Genomic DNA, 17,837 nt, shown 5'->3' on the forward strand with positions numbered 1-17,837 from the left:
CGCCTTTTATGCCGCTCCCACATCCGCACCGCTAAGCTGCGTGAACGCACGCACCCGCACAGGGAACGTCCCCAAGCATGCGCCTGCTCCGTAGCCTGCCCGCCCTGCTCCTGCTGCTGCCCCTGGCCGCACGGGCAGGCGTGACGCTGGTGGTGCAGGGCGTGGACGACCCCCTGAAGACGGCGGTGCGCGACGGCGTGGAGCTGTCGCAGTACGCCACGCGGCCGGTCAGCGAGGCGCAGATCCGGCGCCTGTACGAGGCGGCCCCCGGGCAAGTGCGCACCGCCCTGGAACCGTACGGCTACTACGATGCCGCCGTGCAGGGCAGCCTCACCCGCACCGGCACCGACGCCTGGCGGGTGGTGCTGCGGGTCAGTCCCGGCGAACCGGTGCGCATCAGCGACGTGCAGGTCACGCTGGACGAGGAGGCACTGGCGGTCCCGGCCATCCGCGGCGCCGAACGTGCGGTCGAACGCCTGAAAGGCAAGCCGCTCGACCACGGCGCCTACGAGAAGGCGCGTGACGGCGTCAGCGCCGCGCTCACCGCCCACGGCTTCCTCGGCGCGAAGCTCGCCGTGCACGAGGTCGCGGTCACCCGCGCCGACCGCAGCGCCGTGGTGCGGCTGGCCTGGCAGGCCGGCCCGCGCTACCGCTTCGGCCAGGTGCATTTCGAGGGTTCGCAGTTCGAGCCGGGCTTCCTGCAACGTTACGTGCCGTTCGAGCGCGGCGAGTACTTCGATCAGAGCGACCTGCTGCGCCTGCAGGAGGCGCTCAACGGCGCCGACTATTTCGCGGTGGTCAACGTGCAACCGGACGTGCACGACGCCAGCCGCACCGTGGACGTCGCGGTGCAGCTGCAGCCGGCCAAGCGCAGCGTCTACACCGGCGGCCCGTTCATCGGTACCGATACCGGCTTCGGCGTGCGCGCGGGGCTCGAGCGGCGCTGGATCAACGCCCGCGGCCACAAGTGGAGGAACGAGCTGGTGCTGGCGCAGCGGTTGAAGACGCTGTCCTCGCTGTATTCGATCCCGCTGCCGGGCAGCAACCAGCGCAGCCTCAACTTCGGCGTCAACTTCCGCGACGCCGACACGGTGACCTCGCAGTCGCGCACGCTCGAGCTGGTGGGCAACGAGACCGAGCAGTGGCACGGCTGGACCCGCACCGTCGGTGCGCACGCGCTGATCGGCACCTTCACCGTCGGCAAGCGCGGCAACGAGCCGGACAACGCGCCGGGCATCGAGCACGGCCGCAGCCAGCTGGTGTTCGCCGAGGCCTCGCTGTCGAAGAAGCACGGCGACAACCCCACCTTCGTGCGCTACGGCTGGTCGCTCGACGTCTACGCGCGCAGCACCGCCGGCACGCTGCTGTCGGACACCCGCTTCAGCCAGCTCGCCGCCGACGCCAAGTGGATCCGCGCCTTCGCCGGGCGCAACCGGCTGATCCTGCGCGGCAGCGCCGGCGTCACCTGGACCGGCGACTTCAGCGCGCTGCCGCCGCAGCTGCGCTTCTTCGCCGGCGGCGACCGCTCCGTGCGCGGCTACGGCTACCAGGCGATCGGCCCGCGCAACGCCTACGACCGCGTGATCGGCGGACGCAACCTGCTGGTCGCCAGCACCGAGGTCGAGCACTACTTCACCCGCCAGTGGGGCATGGCCGCGTTCGTCGACGCGGGCAACGCCTTCAACGGGTTCGACTACCGGCCGCGCCTGGGCGCCGGCCTGGGCGTACGCTGGCTGTCGCCGGTGGGCATGATCCGCGTGGACGTGGGCGTGCCCATCCACGACGACCACGAACACGGCTTCCATCTGCACCTGGTGATAGGGCCGGACCTGTGACGCGCATGTCCTCCACCCCCTTCCGCACAGGAGCGCGCTTGCTCGCGATGCCCTTCCGCCGCGATCGTCACGCGCGCCGGCAGCATCGCGAGCAGGCCCGCTCCGTCGAGGAAGGGGCGCATCGCGAGCAAGCGCGCTCCTGCCGCCCCCGGGGCGGGCACGGGGCGGCGGGAGCGTACGCATGACCTGGCTCAAGCGCCTCGGCATCGCCCTGCTCGTCCTGCTCCTGCTGCTGGCGCTGGGCCTGTGGTGGCTGCTCGGCACCGGCGCCGGCCTGCGCTTCGCACTGGCGCGTGCGAACGGGTTCACCGGCGGCGCGCTCAGCGTGCGGCAGGCGCAGGGCAGCCTGTCCGGGCCATTGCACCTGCAAGGCCTGCGCTACGCGGACGGCAAGGGGCTGGACGTGCGCGTGAACGACACCCGGCTCGACCTGCACCTGTGGCCGCTGCTCGCCAAACGCCTGCACGCGGACTACCTCGACGTGCGGGGCGTCAGCGTCGCCCTGCCCCCGCCCTCCACGCAGCCGACCGCGTCCGGCCCCATCTCGTTGCAACCGCCGCTGGCGATCCAGCTCGACCGGGCCCGCGTGGCCGACCTGTCCATCCACCAGGCCGGCCAGCCGCTGTTCGCCGCCGACAGCATCGCGCTGGCCGGTCGCTGGGACGACCAGGGCCTCGTCCTGCGTGCCCTGCAGCTGCGCTCGCCCGACGGGCACGCCGACCTGCACGGCAGTCTCGCGCTGGCCGATCACTGGCGCGGCGACGCGCAAGGGAGCTTCGCCTGGACGATCGGCGGCGACACCTATGCCGGGCGCCTCGACGCGCGCAGCGACGGCACGCGGGCACGGCTGGAACTGGCCCTGGGCCGGCCGATGGCGGCACGCCTGCAGGTGGCCCTGCAGCAAGGCGGCGCCTGGCCGTGGACCGCCTCGCTCGTGGCCCCGCGCTTCGATCCCACGCCGTTGCTTGGCGAAGGCGGCCTGCACAGCCTGGCGCTCGATCTGCGCGGCAGCGGCAGCCGCGAGGGCGGCACCGTCACCGGCGCGGTCGACCTGAACGATTGGCGCCTGCAGCTGGCGCCACTGCGCGCGCGGCTGAGCAGCGACCGCTCGCTGCTCACGCTGGACACGCTCACCCTCACCTCGCCGCAGCTCAAGGGCCGGCTCGATGCGCACGGGCAGATCCGGCTCGATGCCCGCCCGCCCGGTGGCTCCCTGCAACTGGCCTGGCAGGAGGTGGAACTGCCGCCCGAACTCGCCGGCCAGCCGCTGGCCAGCCATGGCCACTTGACGCTCGAGGGCAGCAGCGCGGCCTTCCATGCCGAGGGCGACCTGGCCATCGGCCCGCCGGGCAAGCTGGCGCGGCTGGCCGTGAACCTGGAGGGCACGCCGCAGCAGCTGGCGCTGCACACGCTGGACCTCAGGCAGCCGCAAGGCCAACTGCACGCGCAAGGCACGCTGGTCCTGCAGCCCGCGCTCGGCTGGGAGCTGCAGGCCGAGGCGACGGACTTCGACCCCGGCCAGCTCTTCGCCGGCTGGAGCGGCGCGCTGGACGCGCAGCTGTCCACCCGCGGCACGCTGCCCTCCGGCCACCCGGACGCCACGCTGGAACTGGCCCGGCTGGACGGGCGCCTGCGCGGACGACCGGTGCGCGGCCACGGCCGGCTGCACCTGGCACCCAATCAGGTGGTCGACGGCACGCTGACGCTCGCCTCCGGCCAGAGCACGGCCACCGTCACGGGCACGCCGGGTGCGCGCAACGACGTGGAGGTGCGGCTCACCGTCGCCACGCTGGCCGATTGGCTGCCCGACGCCGGTGGACGACTGCAGGCGCACGCCCGCGTCACCGGCCAGCCGCCCGCGCTGGGCGTCGACCTCCAGGCGCACGGCGGCGCCCTCGCTTACGGCACCCAGCGCGTCGGCTCCCTCGGCCTGGAGGCCCACCTGCCCGATCTCAGCCACCCCGGTGGCCGCCTCGCGCTCGACGCACGCGAGGCGTGGCTCGGCGGCCTGGCCTTCGACACCCTCGCCCTGCGCGGCGACGGCACCGAGGCGGCACACCGGCTCACGCTCGACGCACGCGGGCGCCAGCTCACCGCCGCAGTGGCGCTGACGGGCGGACTGAAACAGGGGCACTGGCGGGGCACGCTCGGCACGCTCGACCTCGCGCCGCAGGGCCTGCCGCGCTGGCGCCTGCAGGCGCCGGCCACGCTGGACGTCGACCACGGCAGGCTGGCGTTGTCGGAACTGTGCCTGACCGCCGGCGATCCGCTGCTGTGCGTGCAGGGCCGCCAGGATGCCGCCGGCAACCTGCAGGCGGCCTATCGGCTGCGGGCACTGCCGCTGGCGCTGCTGCTCGACGCCGCCGGCTACGCCGACCTGCCGGTGCGCGCCGATGGCGAGCTGCAGGGCGACGGCAGCGTGCGCCGAGATGCCAGGGGCGCGCTGGAGGGCCAGGCCACGCTCGCCTCCGCCCAGGGCTCGGTCACCTACGCCGACCATGCCGAACGCCCACTGCTGGCCTGGCGCGACCTGGCCCTCGATGCCCGCCTCGCGCCCCGGCACCAGCAGGTGCAGGCCCATGCGGCGCTGGACCGGAACGGACGCCTGGACGGCACCCTCACGATCGATGGACCGGAGCAGGCGCTCGGCGGCCAACTGGACCTGCGCCTGGAAAGCCTCGCCGCGATCGAACTGCTGACCAGCGAGCTGGCCAACGTGCAGGGGCGCCTGGCCGGCCACTTCGGCTTCGCCGGCACGCTGGCGCAGCCGGCGATCACCGGCCAGGCGGTGGTGGGCGGCTTCGGCGCCGAAGTACCGGTGGCGGGCCTGAAGCTCGCCGACGGCCAGCTCACCCTGCGCGCACCCGATGCGCGGCAGGTGCAACTGGACGGCCACGTGCGCTCGGGCAAGGGCGTGCTGCAGCTGGCCGGCAGCTACGGGCTGGTACCGCAGGCCTCCACCGCCCTCGCGGTGACCGGCCGCCACGTCACCGTCGCGGACATCCCCGCGGCGCAGGTGGTGCTCACGCCCGACCTGCGCGTGCAACGCGACGCCCAGGGCGTGCACGTCACCGGCGCGGTCGCGCTGGACAGCGCCGACGTCAACCTCGACCGCCTGCCCGGCGCCGGCGCCGCCAAGGCGTCGCCCGACGTGGTGGTGGTGGACGAACGCCAGCAGGAACAGGCCGCCGCGCAGTTGCCGATCAGCGCGCAGGTGAAGGTCGACCTCGGGCCGCGCACCCACCTCAAGGGCAAGGGCCTGGATGGCCGCCTCACCGGCACGCTGACGGTGATCGAACAGCCCGGCCGGACCACCCGCGGGCAGGGCCAGATCGGCGTGAGCGGCACCTACAGCGCCTACGGCCAGGACCTGCACATCGAGCAGGGCAAGCTGCTGTTCGCCGGCACGCCGATCGACAACCCGGGGCTGGACCTCCGCGCGGTGCGCAAGCTCAACCCCAACGCCACCATCGACGAGGGCCAGGAGGTCGGCCTGCTGGTGAGCGGCACCGCACAGCGGCCGGTGCTCACGGTGTTCTCCAACCCGCCGATGGAGCAGTCCGATGCGCTGTCCTACCTGATCACCGGCAAGCCGCTGTCGCAGGTGAACGGCGGCGAGGGCAACATGGTCGGCGCGGCGGCACAGGCGCTGGGCTCGGCGGCTGGCGACCTGCTCGCCAAGCGCATCGGCGCCCGCCTCGGCATCGACGAGATCGGCGTGTCCAGCAACGAGGCGCTCGGCGGCGAATCCGCCTTCACCGTCGGCAAGTACCTTTCGCCGCGGCTGTACCTGAGCTACGGCGTGGGCCTGTTCGAGCCCGGCCAGGTGATCACCCTGCGCTATCGCCTGAGCCAGCGCTGGAACCTGGAAGTGCAGAACGCCACCGACTTCAACCGGGCCAGCCTCAACTACCGCCTCGAGCGCTGACCCGCCCCGGCACGACTCGTTCCTGCGCGCTGGCGCGTGCCCGCCCTTCGCCCCCGCCCTCTACGCCGGAAGCGAGCGCCATCAACCGGTGCGCGATCGCCCGCATCAGGCACCCGCCGAACGCACAGGCACCCGCCTGCTCGCGCCTGTAGTTCTTTCTTCGTCGCTCGCAAATTTTCAGCATGCGCTCTGCGCTGAGCAGCGCAAACCGCACGGTTGAGCGATTTCTACGCTGGCATCGGTGTTGCAAACCCTTGGGTGCCCGGCACCTGAGGCCGGGTGAACAACCACGGAGAAGACCATGACTCGGCAACAGTCCTCCACCCGCGAACCGGGCAACAAGAAACACGCCAGCAGCCAGTCGTCTTCGCGCGCAAGCGGCCGTGGCAGCACCACCGTGCGCGAGGCCGGCCACAAGGGTGGCCAGCGCGTGCGCGAACTGGTCAACGAAGGCCGCGAGGCCGAGCAGCGCGGTACCCGGCACTGAGCCGTGCCGGCCACCGCCACGATCCATCACTGGAGCCGAACGATGACCCAGAAGCAGCACAACGAACGCAACCAGCACTCCAAGCAGGCGCACGCCGGCGACAAGGGCGACATGACCGTCCGTGAAGCCGGCCAGATGGGTGGCCACAAGGGCGGCCAGCGTGAACGCGAGCTGGTCGAGAAAGGCCACCAGGCCGAGGAACGTGGCGGACGCCGCCACTGAGGCGCGCGACGCGCGACCCGATCGATTTCCCCAACCCGAAGGAGACAGACGATGAAGAACCAAGGCAGCGACAAGGGCGACATGACCGTTCGTGAGGCCGGCCAGAAGGGCGGCGAGATCCGCAAGGAACAGCTCGGTCCCGAGGGCTACTCGGCGATCGGCAAGAAGGGCGGCGAGGCCCGCAAGGAAGAGCTGGGACCCGAGGGCTACTCGGAGCTCGGCACCAAGGGCGGCCATCGCGTGCGCGACCTGATCAACAAGGGCAAGCAGAGCGAGGGCGAGTAAGGCAGGCAGGCGTCCCGCACACGCCCTGGCGCGTGGCAGTTCTTTCCACGGGTAGGCGCAAATTACACGCCACCCGCCAGGCTCCCCGGCGCCAAGTGGCGTAGTGCGGCGCTTTCCGCACTGGCATGCGGGTTGCAACCCCTGCCTGGCCCGTCCGACGGGCGCTTCCCCCAACAACCCGGAGACAACCATGGCAACCGATCGCAACAACCAGACTCCCAGCAACCGCGGCAGCGGCGACATGAGCGTCCGCGAAGCCGGCCAGAAGGGCGGCGAAGTCCGCAAGGAACAGCTCGGCCCCGAGGGCTATTCCGACCTGGGCCACCAGGGCGTCGAGGCCCTGCGCGAGCAGCGCGGCCCGAACGCGATGAGCGAGATCGGCCGTGAAGGCGGCGAAACCCGCAAGGAGCAGCTCGGCCCCGAGGGCTACTCGGAGCTCGGCACCAAGGGCGGCCATCGCGTACGCGACCTGATCAACAAGGGCAAAGAGTCCGAGGGCAGCGAGTGATCGCGGAGGTACCGTCATGACACGAGGCGTAGGAGGCCATTCCCCGGCCAACGTCCAGAAGTACCTGAGCGGCGTCGACTATCCCGCCGAGAAGCAGGACCTGATCGAGTGCGCCAAGCGCAACAACGCGCCTGACGACGTGATGGAGGAGATCAGGAAGCTGCCCGACGAGCAGTACGGCGGCCCGCAGGACGTGATGAAGGGCTACGGCGACATCGAGTAGCCCGCTTCCGCCAACGGAGGATTCCCCATGAGCAAGCAGGACCAGGACAAGGGCGACATGACCGTCCGCGAAGCCGGCCACAAGGGCGGCGAGGCACGCAAGGACGAACTCGGGCACGAGGGCTACTCGGAGCTCGGCAAGAAGGGCGGCCAGCGCGTGCACGACCTCGTCAACGAGGGCAAGCAGGCCGAGCGGCACGGCAAGAAGTGAGCCCGTGTCGGATTCCAATCCAGCAACAGGAGAACCAACCATGACCAGCAACAAGAACCAGGGTGACATGAGCGTCCGCGAGGCCGGCCAGAAGGGCGGCGAGATCCGCAAGGAACAGCTCGGCCCCGAGGGTTACTCGGAGATGGGCAAGAAGGGTGGCGAGACCCGCAAGGAGCAGCTCGGCCCGGAAGGCTATTCGGCGCTCGGCAAGAAGGGCGGCGAGGCCCGCAAGGAGGAACTCGGTTCGGAAGGCTATTCCGAGCTGGGCAAGCAGGGCGGCGAACGCGTCCGCGACCTGGTGAACAAGGGCAAGGAGTCCGAGGGCCAGTAAGCCCTCATCGCGACCGGCCGGCGGCGATCGAGCCGCCCGGCCGCGCAGCGCGGGGCGATGCGCGGGCATGCCAGGCCTGTCCGCCTCCCGCCTGCGATGCCCGCCGGAGCCCGTTCGCGGGCGGCGTCTCGCACAGGCGCCGACCGCGAGCGGGCCCCCGCGTGCGTCCGCGATCAGGCCACGCCGAGACCGTCGATGCCGCTGATCGCCAGCGGATCGAAACCCGCCAGTTCGGCGAAGTGCCGACCGCGTTCGGCGTAGTCGTGGAACTGGTCGAAGCTGGGCGCGCCTGGCGAGAGCAGCACCACGCCGCCCGCCGGCGCCAGCGCACGCGCGCGTGCCACCGCTTCCTCCAGGGTGGCGGCCTGCACCACCTCCCCCACGGTTTCCGCTTCCCGCAGCGCCCGCGCGATGCGTGGACCGTTGGCGCCTTGCGCCACCAGCGCCAGGCGCGGCTGCCAGCTCACCGCCTCGACGAACTCCGACCAGTCCAGCCCGCGATCGTGTCCGCCGACGATCACGACCACCTCCGCGTCCCCCAGGCTGGCCAGCGCCGCCAGTGTCGCCTGGGGCGTGGTGCTGATGGAGTCGTTGATCCAGCGCCGCCCGTCGCGCTCGCCCAGCGGTTGCAGCCGGTGCGGCAGCGCACGGAAACGTGCCAGCGCGGGCGCCGCGGCGCGCGCGTCGTACCCCATCGCCTCGAGCGCGGCCAGCGCCGCGCAGGCGTTGAGCGCGTTGTGTTCGCCGGGCACCGGCAGATCCGCCACCGCGAAGACCGGCTCGCCCGCCCGGCAGATCGCACCCTCGCGCAGGTGCCAGCCCTCGGGCACGCCGAACAGGATGCGCTGCGGATGGGCGGCGGTGCGCGCCAGCAGCGTCTCCTGGGTGCCGTTGACCAGCAGCGTGCGCGCGGCGTCGGCCAGCCTGAGCTTGTCGGCGACGTAGCGCTCGCGCGAACCGTGCCAGTCCAGGTGCTCCTCGTACAGGCTGGTCACCACGCCCAGCTCCAACGGCCCGGCCTCGCCGGTCTGGAAACTGGACAGTTCCACCGCCCACAGCTGCGCCTGCGCGTCGAGCAGCTCCAGCAACGGCATGCCGATGTTGCCGGCCAGCGCCGTGCGTACGCCCAGGCCGCGCGCGAGGTGCGCGATCAGCGCGGTGGTGGTGCTCTTGCCCTTGGTGCCGGTGACCGCCACCACGCGCGCATCGGTCCGCTCGGCGAACCACAGCGCGGTGCCGGAGGTGATGCGCGTGCCGCGCGCCTGCGCGCCGAGCACGGCCGGCGCGTAGGCTGAAATGCCCGGGGATTTCACCACCACGTCGAAGCCGGCAAGCACCGCGGTGTCGGGTTCGGCGGTCTGCACCTGCAGCGGCGGATCGAAGGCGCGCGCGGCCTCCGCCTCGGCCGCCGGGCAGAACAGCACCAGCGGCTGCGCGCCGAGCCGCGCGCGCAGGGCACGCAGGGCGGCGCGCCCTTCCCGGCCGAATCCCCACACCGCCACCCGCCGGCCCACCAGGTCGGCAATGCGTATCGGCGGCCTGCCTTCCGGTCCGGGCGCGCGCGACTGCATCATCCGATCGCCTGCAGGGCCGGCCGCAGCCGCATCGGCACGTGGTGTTCGGCCGACGGCACCAGCCACGGCTCCAGCGCCAGCCGGGCCGGGTCGAGCTGCGGCAGGATCTCGCGGGCGAAGCGCGCGACCAGCGCGTCCTCCTGCCACTCGGGCCGCTGGCTCAATGCGAACATGGCCGCGCGCGCCTCGGCGCCCTCGCCCACGCACTCGAACGGCTTGTGGTCCTGGTACTCGAGCAGCGCATCGAAGCCGGCCGCCTGGGTTTCGTCGTCCAGCAGGTTGCGGCCGAAGATCGACAGCAGCCGCGGCTTGGGCAGGAACGGCGCCAGCGCCAGGAACACGAAGTGGCACTTCGGGCACTGCCCGCACCAGCGGTCGGCCGGCTTCGGCCCGAGGATGCGGAAGTTGCGGTTGCAGCTGGAGAAGGCGTCGAAATAGGGCGTCAGGCGCGCGAAGGCGCGGGTGACCGCCAGCTCGGAATAGGGCCGCAGCAGCGAGCAGTAGTCGAGGTCGGCCGCCACGTGCGTGTGCAGCCACCCGGCCAGCATCGCCTCGAAGGCGTAGCCCTTGCTCCACTGGTGGTTGACCTGCTGGCCCTCGTACTCGAGCGTGGCCGCGGAGGCGGAGCGCTCGTTGGCGAAGGCGATCGAATCGTAGCCGTAGAGGACGGCCGCGACCGCCAGGATCGCCGAGTTCACCGCCGTCACCGGCACGTGCCCGTTCCACGCGCCCAGCCGGTTCAGCTCGAACAGCAGCGGCGAAAGCTCGCGCTGGATGTTCAGCGTGGGCAGGCCGGTACGCTCGGCGCAGGCGGCGATCAGCGGGGAGTTGCCCACCCATACGGCGGTAGCCGCGCCGCCGATGGACTTGATCGCTTCCGCCGCGACCAGCGAATCCTTGCCGCCGCCGATGGGGACGAGGGTCCGCGGCGGGAGGCCGAGCACGGGAGCTTCGCGCCCTCCCGACCCCTCGCCCCGGAGGGGGGAGCGAGCGAGCCGCGGGAAAGCGATGCGGCCGCGCAGGTCCAGGCCGTTGCGATAGGCGAACTCGGCCAGGCCATGGAGGTACAGCGCATCGAGCAGGTCCGCGGTGGTGTCGTCCAGCGGCTCCGCTTCGATCTGCGGCGGCACGCCGGCCTTGTAGTAGCTCACGCCGGCGATCAAGTGCAGCAGCTTCAGCGCGGCGTCGAAGGCCTGCTGGCGCTCGGGCGGCAACGCCGGCGCGCTCGGGAAGCGGATGCGCTCGATCATCTCTTCGCCCTGGTCGAAGGCGTAGACCAGTTCGGCCACGCCGTCGGCGTAGGCGCAGCGGACGAAACGGAAAACCTGGGTGAGGCGGGGCTGGATGGTCGTCACTCGTCAATCTCTCCGGCAAGCCATGCGCCCTCTCCCCTCCGGCGGGAGGGCTGGGGTGAGGACCAGGCGCTCGCCAACGCCTCCATCGGCACCTCGGGCACGCTCTCGATGTTCATCAGTACGTCATTGTTCCAGAAACACAGTACGCGGCAGCCCTTGTTCTGACGGTAACGCGTGCGCGCCTCGTCGTGGTCCTCTGGCCGAAACGCTGGCTGCCGTCGGGCTCCACGAACAGCATGCGCTCGGCGCAAACGAAATCGACGGCGTAGCGGTCGATCCCGTGCTGGCGGCGGAACTTGCACCCATCGGGCTGCCGGTTCCGCGGGCGGTACCAGAGCGCCTGTTCGGCGCCGGTCATGCCACGACGCAGTCCACGCGCCCTGTCTACGCTCATGCGCTTCATCCTTGAAGCCTCCCTCGGTGGAAGTCCGTCGCCGGAGCGCCTCTCACCCCGACCCTCTCCTGGAGAGAGGGAGCAAAAGCAGGGCCCCGGTCAATGCTCATTCTGCGCCGAGCCAGCTCCCTCCCCGGGTCGGGGTGAGGACCGGGGCTCGCCTCAATCCTCCAGGATCACCTCGTCCGCCTCCTCCCTCAGGTTGTACCGCGAGGACATCACCTTGCCGTATGCCCCGGCCTGGGCGATCAGCATCACGTCGCCCTCCTCCGACTCGGGCAGCCGGCGGTCCGTGCCCAGCACGTCGCCGGACTCGCAGATCGGCCCGACCACCTGGTAGAGGACCTCGCCCGGCGCGTCCAGCCGCGAGAGGTTCGCGATCTCGTGCCAGGCGTCGTACAGGGTCGGGCGGATCAGGCTGTCCATGCCGGTGTCCACGCCGAGATAGCGCAACGTGCCCTTGGCCTTGGCCTGGGTGACCCGCGCCAGCAGCACGCCGGCGTCGGCGACCAGGTAGCGGCCCGGCTCCATCCACAGCCCGTAGTGCGGGTACGCGGCCTTGACCACGCGTAGCGCACGGTCCAGTGCGGCGACGTCCAGCGGCGCCTCGCCAGGGTGCGAGGGCACGCCCAGGCCACCGCCGATGTTCAGGAAGGCCACGCTGCCGATGCGTTCGGCCAGGCTCGCCAGCTGCGCGTAGACCTCGCCCCAATGGCCCGGATCGAGCACACCCGAGCCCAGATGCGCATGCAGGCCGCGCACGCTGACCTGGTGCGCATCGGCGAGGCGCAGGAAGGCATCCAGCTGCTCGACCGGCAGGCCGAACTTGCTGCCGTCGCCGCCGGTGCGCACCTTCTCGTGGTGGCCGAGGCCCCGGCCCAGGTCGACCCGCAGCACTACCTCGCGGCCACGGAACAGCTCGCCCCAGTGTTCCAGCGGATGCAGCGCGTCCAGCGTGACCGTGGCGCGGGTCGCCAACGCCTCGGCGTAGTCGGCGCGACGGGCGAAGTTCGGGGTGAACAGCAGCGGCGCGTGGGCCGGCACCGCCCCCGCCACCGCGCGCAGCTCGCCCGGCGACACGCACTCGAAGGCGAAGCCTTCCTCCGCCAGCGCGCGCAGGATCGCCGGATGGGTGTTGGCCTTGACCGCGTAATGCAGCCGGTCCACCGCGCCCAGCGACTTGAGCGCACGCGCCTGCGCACGCACCGTGGGCAGGTGGTAGACGTAGCGCGGCGTGGCCTCCTGCGCGAGCGCCAGCAGGCGCGTGCGCGCGGCCGGACCGCGCCACCAGGCCACGGCCTGCGCCGCCGCCTCGCCACCGCCGTACAGCGCCTGCCAGCTCGGCCCGAACAGCGCGCTGTCGTCGGTACGCAGCGCGCCGGCGGCGATCAGCAGCTCGTGCAGGTGCGGCAGCAGTTCGTCGACCACCGCCTCGTCCACCACGAAGGTCAGGTTGAGGTTGTTGGACGACTGCGAGATCAGGTGCACGCGCAACTGCCCGAACTCGGCCAGCACGGTCGAAAGCGTGTGCAGCATCGAGCGCATGCCGCGGCCGACCAGCGTGATCGCCGCGCAGGGTGCGATCACCTTGACCCGGCACACCTTGGCGAGGTCGCTCGCCAGCGCGGCCACCGCGTCGGAGTCGAGCAGGTTCTCGGTGGGATCGAGCGACACCGTCACGTTGGTCTCCGCCGAGCCGATCAGGTCGACCGACAGGCCGTGCTTCTTGAATTCGCCGAACACGTCGGCCAGGAAGCCGACCTGCTGCCACATGCCGACCGATTCCATCGACACCAGGGTGAGGCCCTTGCGCGCGCTGATCGCCTTGACCGAGGGCGCATGCTCGCGTACCTCCGGACCGATCACCGTACCTTCCAGCTCGGGCCGGTTGGTGTCCTTGATCAGCAGCGGCACGCGCGGCTCGCGCAGCGGCGAGAGGCAACGCGGGTGCAGCACCTTGGCGCCGGTGGTGGCGATCTCCTGCGCCTCCTCGTAGTCCAGTTTCTGCAGCAGGCGCGCGCCCGGCACCTGGCGCGGGTTGGCGGTGAACATGCCGGCCACGTCGGTCCAGATCTCCACCCGTTGCGCCTTCAGCAAGGCGCCGAAATACGCCGCCGAGGTGTCGGAACCGCCGCGACCGAGCAGCACCGTGCGTCCGCACTCCTCGCGGGCGATGAAGCCCTGGGTGATGAATACCTCGCCCAGCGCGGCCAGGCGCGCGGCCAGCGCCGGATCGTGGCGCGCCTCGACCGTGGCCGAGAGCAGGCGCGTGCGCTCGTTCTGGTTGGGCAGCGCGATCGCGGCCAGGCAGTCGCGCGCGTCCAACCACTGCGTCGGCAGGCCGGCCGCGCTGAGATAGGCCGCGCCCAGCGTGCTGGACATCAGCTCGCCGTGGGCCTGTACCTGCGCGGCCCAGGCGAGCTCGCCCAGCGCGGCCGGACCGTCGACGGCCAGCGCCGCCAGATCGGCCAGGCGCGCGGCGAGCGTGTCCGGCAGCGGCAGCTGCATGTGGCCCAGCAGGTCGTGGTGGCGTTGCGCGATCGCATCGGCCGCCGCCTTGCGTTTGTCCCCGTTGCCCTCGCCGCACAGCTGTTTGAGTGCGTCGGTGATGCCGGTGAGCGCGGACACGACGACCAGCACGCGGGCGCCTTCGGCGCGGCGGCTGGCGATCAGCTCACGGATGTTCTGCCAGCGCGGCAGCGTCGCGACCGACGTGCCGCCGAACTTCATCACGATCCAGGGCGCGTCCGCCGGAAGCGGCGCGGGGTTTTGCGGGGTCACGAGGGCTCCATTGCGGTGGTGGGAAAAGGCAATCGCGCCAGTGTTGCGCTGCCGCAAAGGAATTGCAATGGCATTCTGGTGGCGCGCATATGGCCGTTTAGCCATCCAAACAACGCGCATGGGCAGAGCGCCCCCTCTCCCCTCCGGTGAGAGGTCGGGGTGACGGGGCGGCCTGGTCTCGGCCCGGTCTAGGAAGCGCCAGTCCAGCCGGGGCTTCTCACGAGCCCCAGTCCCTGACCTCGATCCGCCTTCTGGAGGGGAGAGGAAGCAGAGCGGCGCCTCGCAGGCCCTGGCTCACCTCAATCCTCTCCCCGGTGGACAGCGCAGGCGAAGGCGTGCGCCGCGCGCCGCGTCATTGCACGACCACGGGGATCTTGCCGATCCGCGCCTGCCACTCCTTCGGCCCGGTCTGGTGCACCGAGGTGCCGGCCGAATCGACCGCCACGGTCACCGGCATGTCCCTGACCTCGAACTCGTAGATCGCTTCCATGCCGAGGTCGGCGAAGCCCACCACGCGGCTGGCCTTGATCGCCTTGGACACCAGGTAGGCGGCGCCGCCCACCGCCATCAGGTAGACCGAGCGGTGCCTCTTGATCGCCTCGATCGCGGCCGGGCCACGTTCGGCCTTGCCGACCATGCCGAGCAGGCCGGTCTGCGCCAGCACCTGTTCGGTGAACTTGTCCATGCGCGTGGCGGTGGTCGGGCCGGCCGGACCGACCACCTCGTCGCGCACCGGATCGACCGGGCCGACGTAGTAGATGAAGCGGCCGTTGAAGTCGACCGGCAGCGGCTCGCCCTTGTTCAGCATGTCCACCATGCGCTTGTGCGCGGCATCGCGGCCGGTCAGCAGCCTGCCGTTGAGCAGCAGCACCTCGCCCGGCTTCCAGCTCGCGACCTCCTCGCGGGTGACCGTGTCGAGGTCCACGCGGCGCCCCTTGGAGGCGTCGTAGGTGAGCCTGGGCCAGTGCTCCAGCGACGGCGGTTCGAGCATCACCGGACCGGAGCCGTCCAGCGTGAAGTGCGCATGGCGGGTGGCCGCGCAGTTGGGGATCATCGCCACCGGCAGGTTGGCCGCATGCGTCGGGTAATCCTTGATCTTCACGTCGAGCACGGTGGTCAGCCCGCCCAGCCCCTGCGCGCCGATGCCGAGCGCGTTGACCTTCTCGTACAGCTCGATGCGCAGTTCCTCGATGCGGTTGGAGGGCCCGCGCGCGATCAGCTCCTGGATGTCGATGTGCTCCATCAGCGACTCCTTGGCCAGCAGCATGGCCTTCTCGGCGGTGCCGCCGATGCCGATGCCGAGCATGCCCGGCGGGCACCAGCCCGCGCCCATGGTCGGCACGGTCCTGAGCACCCAGTCGACGATGGAGTCGGACGGGTTGAGCATGACGAACTTGGACTTCGCCTCGGAGCCGCCACCCTTGGCCGCGACGATGACCTCGACCGTATCGCCCGGCACGATCGACATGTTGATCACCGCCGGGGTGTTGTCGCGCGTGTTGAGGCGCTTGCCGGCCGGGTCGGCCAGCACGCTGGCGCGCAGCTTGTTGTCGGGGTGGTTGTAGGCGCGGCGCACGCCCTCGTTGATCATGTCCTCGAGGCTCATGGTGGCCTCCCAGCGCACGTTCATGCCGACCTTGAGGAACACGGTGACGATGCCGGTGTCCTGGCACAGCGGACGATGGCCCTCGGCCGCCATGCGCGAGTTGATCAGGATCTGCGCCATGGCGTCGCGCGCTGCGGGCGATTCCTCGCGCTCGTAGGCGGCGGCCAGGCTGGTGATGTAGTCGACCGGGTGGTAGTAGCTGATGTACTGCAGCGCGTCGGCGACGGACTGGATCAGGTCGTCTTGCTTGATGGTGGTCATGGGCGGCTTCGCTGGGACGCGCCACCTTGCGCGGCGCATGAGCCCGCTATTGTGCCGCAGCCGGGCAGGACGGAAAAAGGCAACGGCCGCGCGAGGCGGCCGTTGCCTGTGCTCTACTTCGCTTTCCGTGGTTCAGAAACGGTACTCGGCCGATACCATGTAGGTGCCGATGTTGCCGTGCACCGAGACGCCGTCCTGCGCAGCCTTGGCATGGTAGTTGTCGTAATTGAGGCCCATGCTGAAGCTAGGGGCAAAGTCGTAACCCACGCCCACCCCGCCGTACCAGCCATCGCCATCGCCGTTTCCACTCAGATAGCCCCCCTGGTGGGTGCTGTTGTCGTAGGCGGACGCCTTGAGATCGCCCTTGGAGCGCAGCCAGCCTCCGCGGGCCGAGACGTACCAATGGCTCGCGAAGCCGTACTTGCCATTGATACCGAGCATCCACCCGGTGGCGCCAAGGTCGGCATGCGCGACATAGGTGCCGTCGTTGTAGTCGGCGGTGACCTTGCCCAGATCGACGTAACCGCCCTCGATGCCCAGGTCGAAGGCCTGGCTGGCGTGCCACATGTAGCCGAAACGCAGCGCGCCAGCGGTGTCCTTGTCGTCCAGCGCGTAGCCCAGTCCGTCGGTGCGACCGACGTGGTACTGCGCCTGGCCCACGCCGGCGTTGATGAAGAATGCACCGTTGCCGTTGCCGTTGCCATCGGCGGCGGCGGCCGAGGCGGACGCGACGGCCAGCGCCGCGCCGAGGGCGGCGGTCAGAAGCTTGTTCATGCGTGACTCCCTGTTCCTTGGTGTTGGTATCGGCACGTCCGGCCGGGGATGCCGGACGGCCGCGAATTCTAGCCACCGGTGCCCGTGCTGGCTGTAGGTGATCACCTACACTGGCTGCCTGTCCTTGCCCCATCGTTCCTGCGAGGTTCCATGCCGAGTTTCGAGTTCCTGCAACTGGACGTGTTCGCCGCACGCCTGCTCGAGGGCAATCCGCTGGCGGTGGTGGTCGGCGCCGATGCGCTGGACCGCGAGACGATGCAGCGCATCGCACGCTGGACCAACCTTTCCGAGACCGCCTTCCTGTTGCAACCGACACGACCCGGCGCCGACTACCGCGTGCGCATCTTCACGCCGCGCCAGGAACTGCCCTTCGCCGGCCATCCCAGCGTGGGCAGCGCGTACGCCGCGATCGAGAGCGGCCGCGTGCCGGAGCAGTCGACGCTGGTGCAGGAGTGCGCCGCGGGCCTGCTGCCGGTGACGGTGGAAGGTCGTGGTGCGTTGCGCAGGATCCACGTGCAGGCACCGCCGGCGGGCCTCGCAGCCGCGGAGGCGGCCGTGACGGACGCGATCGGCCACGCCCTCGGCCTCGTACCGAAGACCGTGCACGTCGTGGACAACGGGCCGCTGTGGTTGGTGTGCGACCTGGACGATGCGCGGCGCGTTCGCTCGCTGGCGCCCGACCTGTCCGCGATCGCAGCGTTGTGCCGGGGGTACGGAGCGATCGGCGTGAGCGTGTTCGGCCGCGAAAGCGCCGGTGATGCGGCCATGGCGGTGCGTGCCTTCTGTCCGGCCGACGGCATCCCGGAGGATCCGGTCACCGGCAGCGCCAACGCCGCGATCGGTGCGGTGCTGCACGCGAGCGGCGGACTGGCACGCTACGGCCGCCGCTACACCGCCAGCCAGGGACGTGAAGTGGGCCGCGACGGCCGCGTCGAGGTGCAGGTGGACGAAACCCGCGGCACGGTCACGATCGGAGGCCGCTGCGTGCTGGGCGTGTGCGGCAGCTTCACGCTGGATTGAGCGGCCGCCCGCACCGGTGCGCTCTTGCCTCCCTGCGCGCCGC

Annotated in this window: 15 protein-coding genes and 1 pseudogene; 10 read left to right on the top strand and 6 right to left on the bottom strand. The window is 71.1% G+C overall.

Features of this window, described 5'->3' with window-relative positions; translation table 11 throughout:
* Positions 1 to 77 precede the first annotated feature (77 nt).
* The 9 genes from WAT24_RS07490 to WAT24_RS07530 all read left to right on the top strand — a co-directional run bounded on the left by WAT24_RS07490 (position 78) and on the right by WAT24_RS07530 (position 8,029).
* Positions 78 to 1,835: an autotransporter assembly complex protein TamA gene (locus tag WAT24_RS07490; RefSeq protein WP_336807209.1), complete on the top strand. Its 1,758-nt coding sequence runs from the start codon at positions 78 to 80 to the stop codon at positions 1,833 to 1,835.
* Positions 1,836 to 2,016: 181 nt separating this feature from the next.
* Positions 2,017 to 5,763, top strand: a complete 3,747-nt coding sequence (locus WAT24_RS07495) for a translocation/assembly module TamB domain-containing protein (protein ID WP_336807210.1) — start codon at positions 2,017 to 2,019, stop codon at positions 5,761 to 5,763.
* Between the two features lie 301 nt (positions 5,764 to 6,064).
* Complete coding sequence (locus tag WAT24_RS07500) at positions 6,065 to 6,250, top strand: hypothetical protein (protein ID WP_336807211.1); 186 nt, start codon at positions 6,065 to 6,067, stop codon at positions 6,248 to 6,250.
* 42 nt (positions 6,251 to 6,292) lie between these two features.
* Positions 6,293 to 6,472, top strand: coding sequence for a hypothetical protein (locus tag WAT24_RS07505; protein ID WP_336807212.1), 180 nt, complete (start codon positions 6,293 to 6,295; stop codon positions 6,470 to 6,472).
* A 51-nt stretch (positions 6,473 to 6,523) separates the two neighbouring features.
* Positions 6,524 to 6,757, top strand: a complete 234-nt coding sequence (locus WAT24_RS07510; RefSeq protein ID WP_336807213.1) for a KGG domain-containing protein — start codon at positions 6,524 to 6,526, stop codon at positions 6,755 to 6,757.
* A gap of 190 nt (positions 6,758 to 6,947) precedes the next feature.
* On the top strand, positions 6,948 to 7,265 hold the full coding sequence (locus WAT24_RS07515) for a hypothetical protein (protein ID WP_336807214.1): 318 nt from the start codon (positions 6,948 to 6,950) through the stop codon (positions 7,263 to 7,265).
* Between the two features lie 16 nt (positions 7,266 to 7,281).
* Positions 7,282 to 7,488 carry a DUF2795 domain-containing protein gene (locus WAT24_RS07520; RefSeq protein ID WP_336807215.1) on the top strand — a complete coding sequence of 69 codons (207 nt, stop codon included), beginning with the start codon at positions 7,282 to 7,284 and terminating at the stop codon, positions 7,486 to 7,488.
* Positions 7,489 to 7,515: 27 nt separating this feature from the next.
* Entirely contained in the window at positions 7,516 to 7,698 is a 183-nt protein-coding gene (locus tag WAT24_RS07525; RefSeq protein WP_336807216.1) for a hypothetical protein, read from the top strand.
* A gap of 40 nt (positions 7,699 to 7,738) precedes the next feature.
* A complete protein-coding gene (locus WAT24_RS07530) occupies positions 7,739 to 8,029 on the top strand; it encodes a KGG domain-containing protein (RefSeq protein WP_336807217.1) in 291 nt (96 codons plus the stop codon).
* Between the two features lie 173 nt (positions 8,030 to 8,202).
* Here WAT24_RS07530 and murD read toward each other — a convergent pair whose 3' ends face one another.
* The 6 genes and pseudogenes from murD to WAT24_RS07565 all read right to left on the bottom strand — a co-directional run bounded on the left by murD (position 8,203) and on the right by WAT24_RS07565 (position 16,774).
* Positions 8,203 to 9,603, bottom strand: coding sequence for a UDP-N-acetylmuramoyl-L-alanine--D-glutamate ligase (murD, locus tag WAT24_RS07535; protein WP_425605268.1), 1,401 nt, complete (start codon positions 9,601 to 9,603; stop codon positions 8,203 to 8,205).
* Positions 9,600 to 10,949 carry a UDP-N-acetyl-alpha-D-muramoyl-L-alanyl-L-glutamate epimerase gene (gene murL, locus WAT24_RS07540; protein ID WP_336807241.1) on the bottom strand — a complete coding sequence of 450 codons (1,350 nt, stop codon included), beginning with the start codon at positions 10,947 to 10,949 and terminating at the stop codon, positions 9,600 to 9,602. Before murL ends, murD begins: the two co-directional genes overlap by 4 nt.
* 5 nt (positions 10,950 to 10,954) lie before the next feature.
* Positions 10,955 to 11,361: pseudogene (locus WAT24_RS07545) on the bottom strand (endonuclease domain-containing protein).
* A gap of 153 nt (positions 11,362 to 11,514) precedes the next feature.
* Complete coding sequence (locus tag WAT24_RS07555) at positions 11,515 to 14,133, bottom strand: bifunctional aspartate kinase/diaminopimelate decarboxylase (protein WP_336807219.1); 2,619 nt, start codon at positions 14,131 to 14,133, stop codon at positions 11,515 to 11,517.
* Between the two features lie 352 nt (positions 14,134 to 14,485).
* Entirely contained in the window at positions 14,486 to 16,000 is a 1,515-nt protein-coding gene (locus WAT24_RS07560) for a fumarate hydratase (protein ID WP_336807220.1), read from the bottom strand.
* 132 nt (positions 16,001 to 16,132) lie between these two features.
* A complete protein-coding gene (locus WAT24_RS07565; protein ID WP_336807221.1) occupies positions 16,133 to 16,774 on the bottom strand; it encodes an outer membrane beta-barrel protein in 642 nt (213 codons plus the stop codon).
* 150 nt (positions 16,775 to 16,924) lie between these two features.
* Between WAT24_RS07565 and WAT24_RS07570 the strand changes: the two genes are divergently transcribed.
* Positions 16,925 to 17,794: a PhzF family phenazine biosynthesis protein gene (locus WAT24_RS07570; RefSeq protein WP_336807222.1), complete on the top strand. Its 870-nt coding sequence runs from the start codon at positions 16,925 to 16,927 to the stop codon at positions 17,792 to 17,794.
* Positions 17,795 to 17,837 lie beyond the last annotated feature (43 nt).

It is taken from the genome of Fulvimonas yonginensis (assembly GCF_037137055.1).
GTDB lineage: Bacteria > Pseudomonadota > Gammaproteobacteria > Xanthomonadales > Rhodanobacteraceae > Frateuria_A > Frateuria_A yonginensis.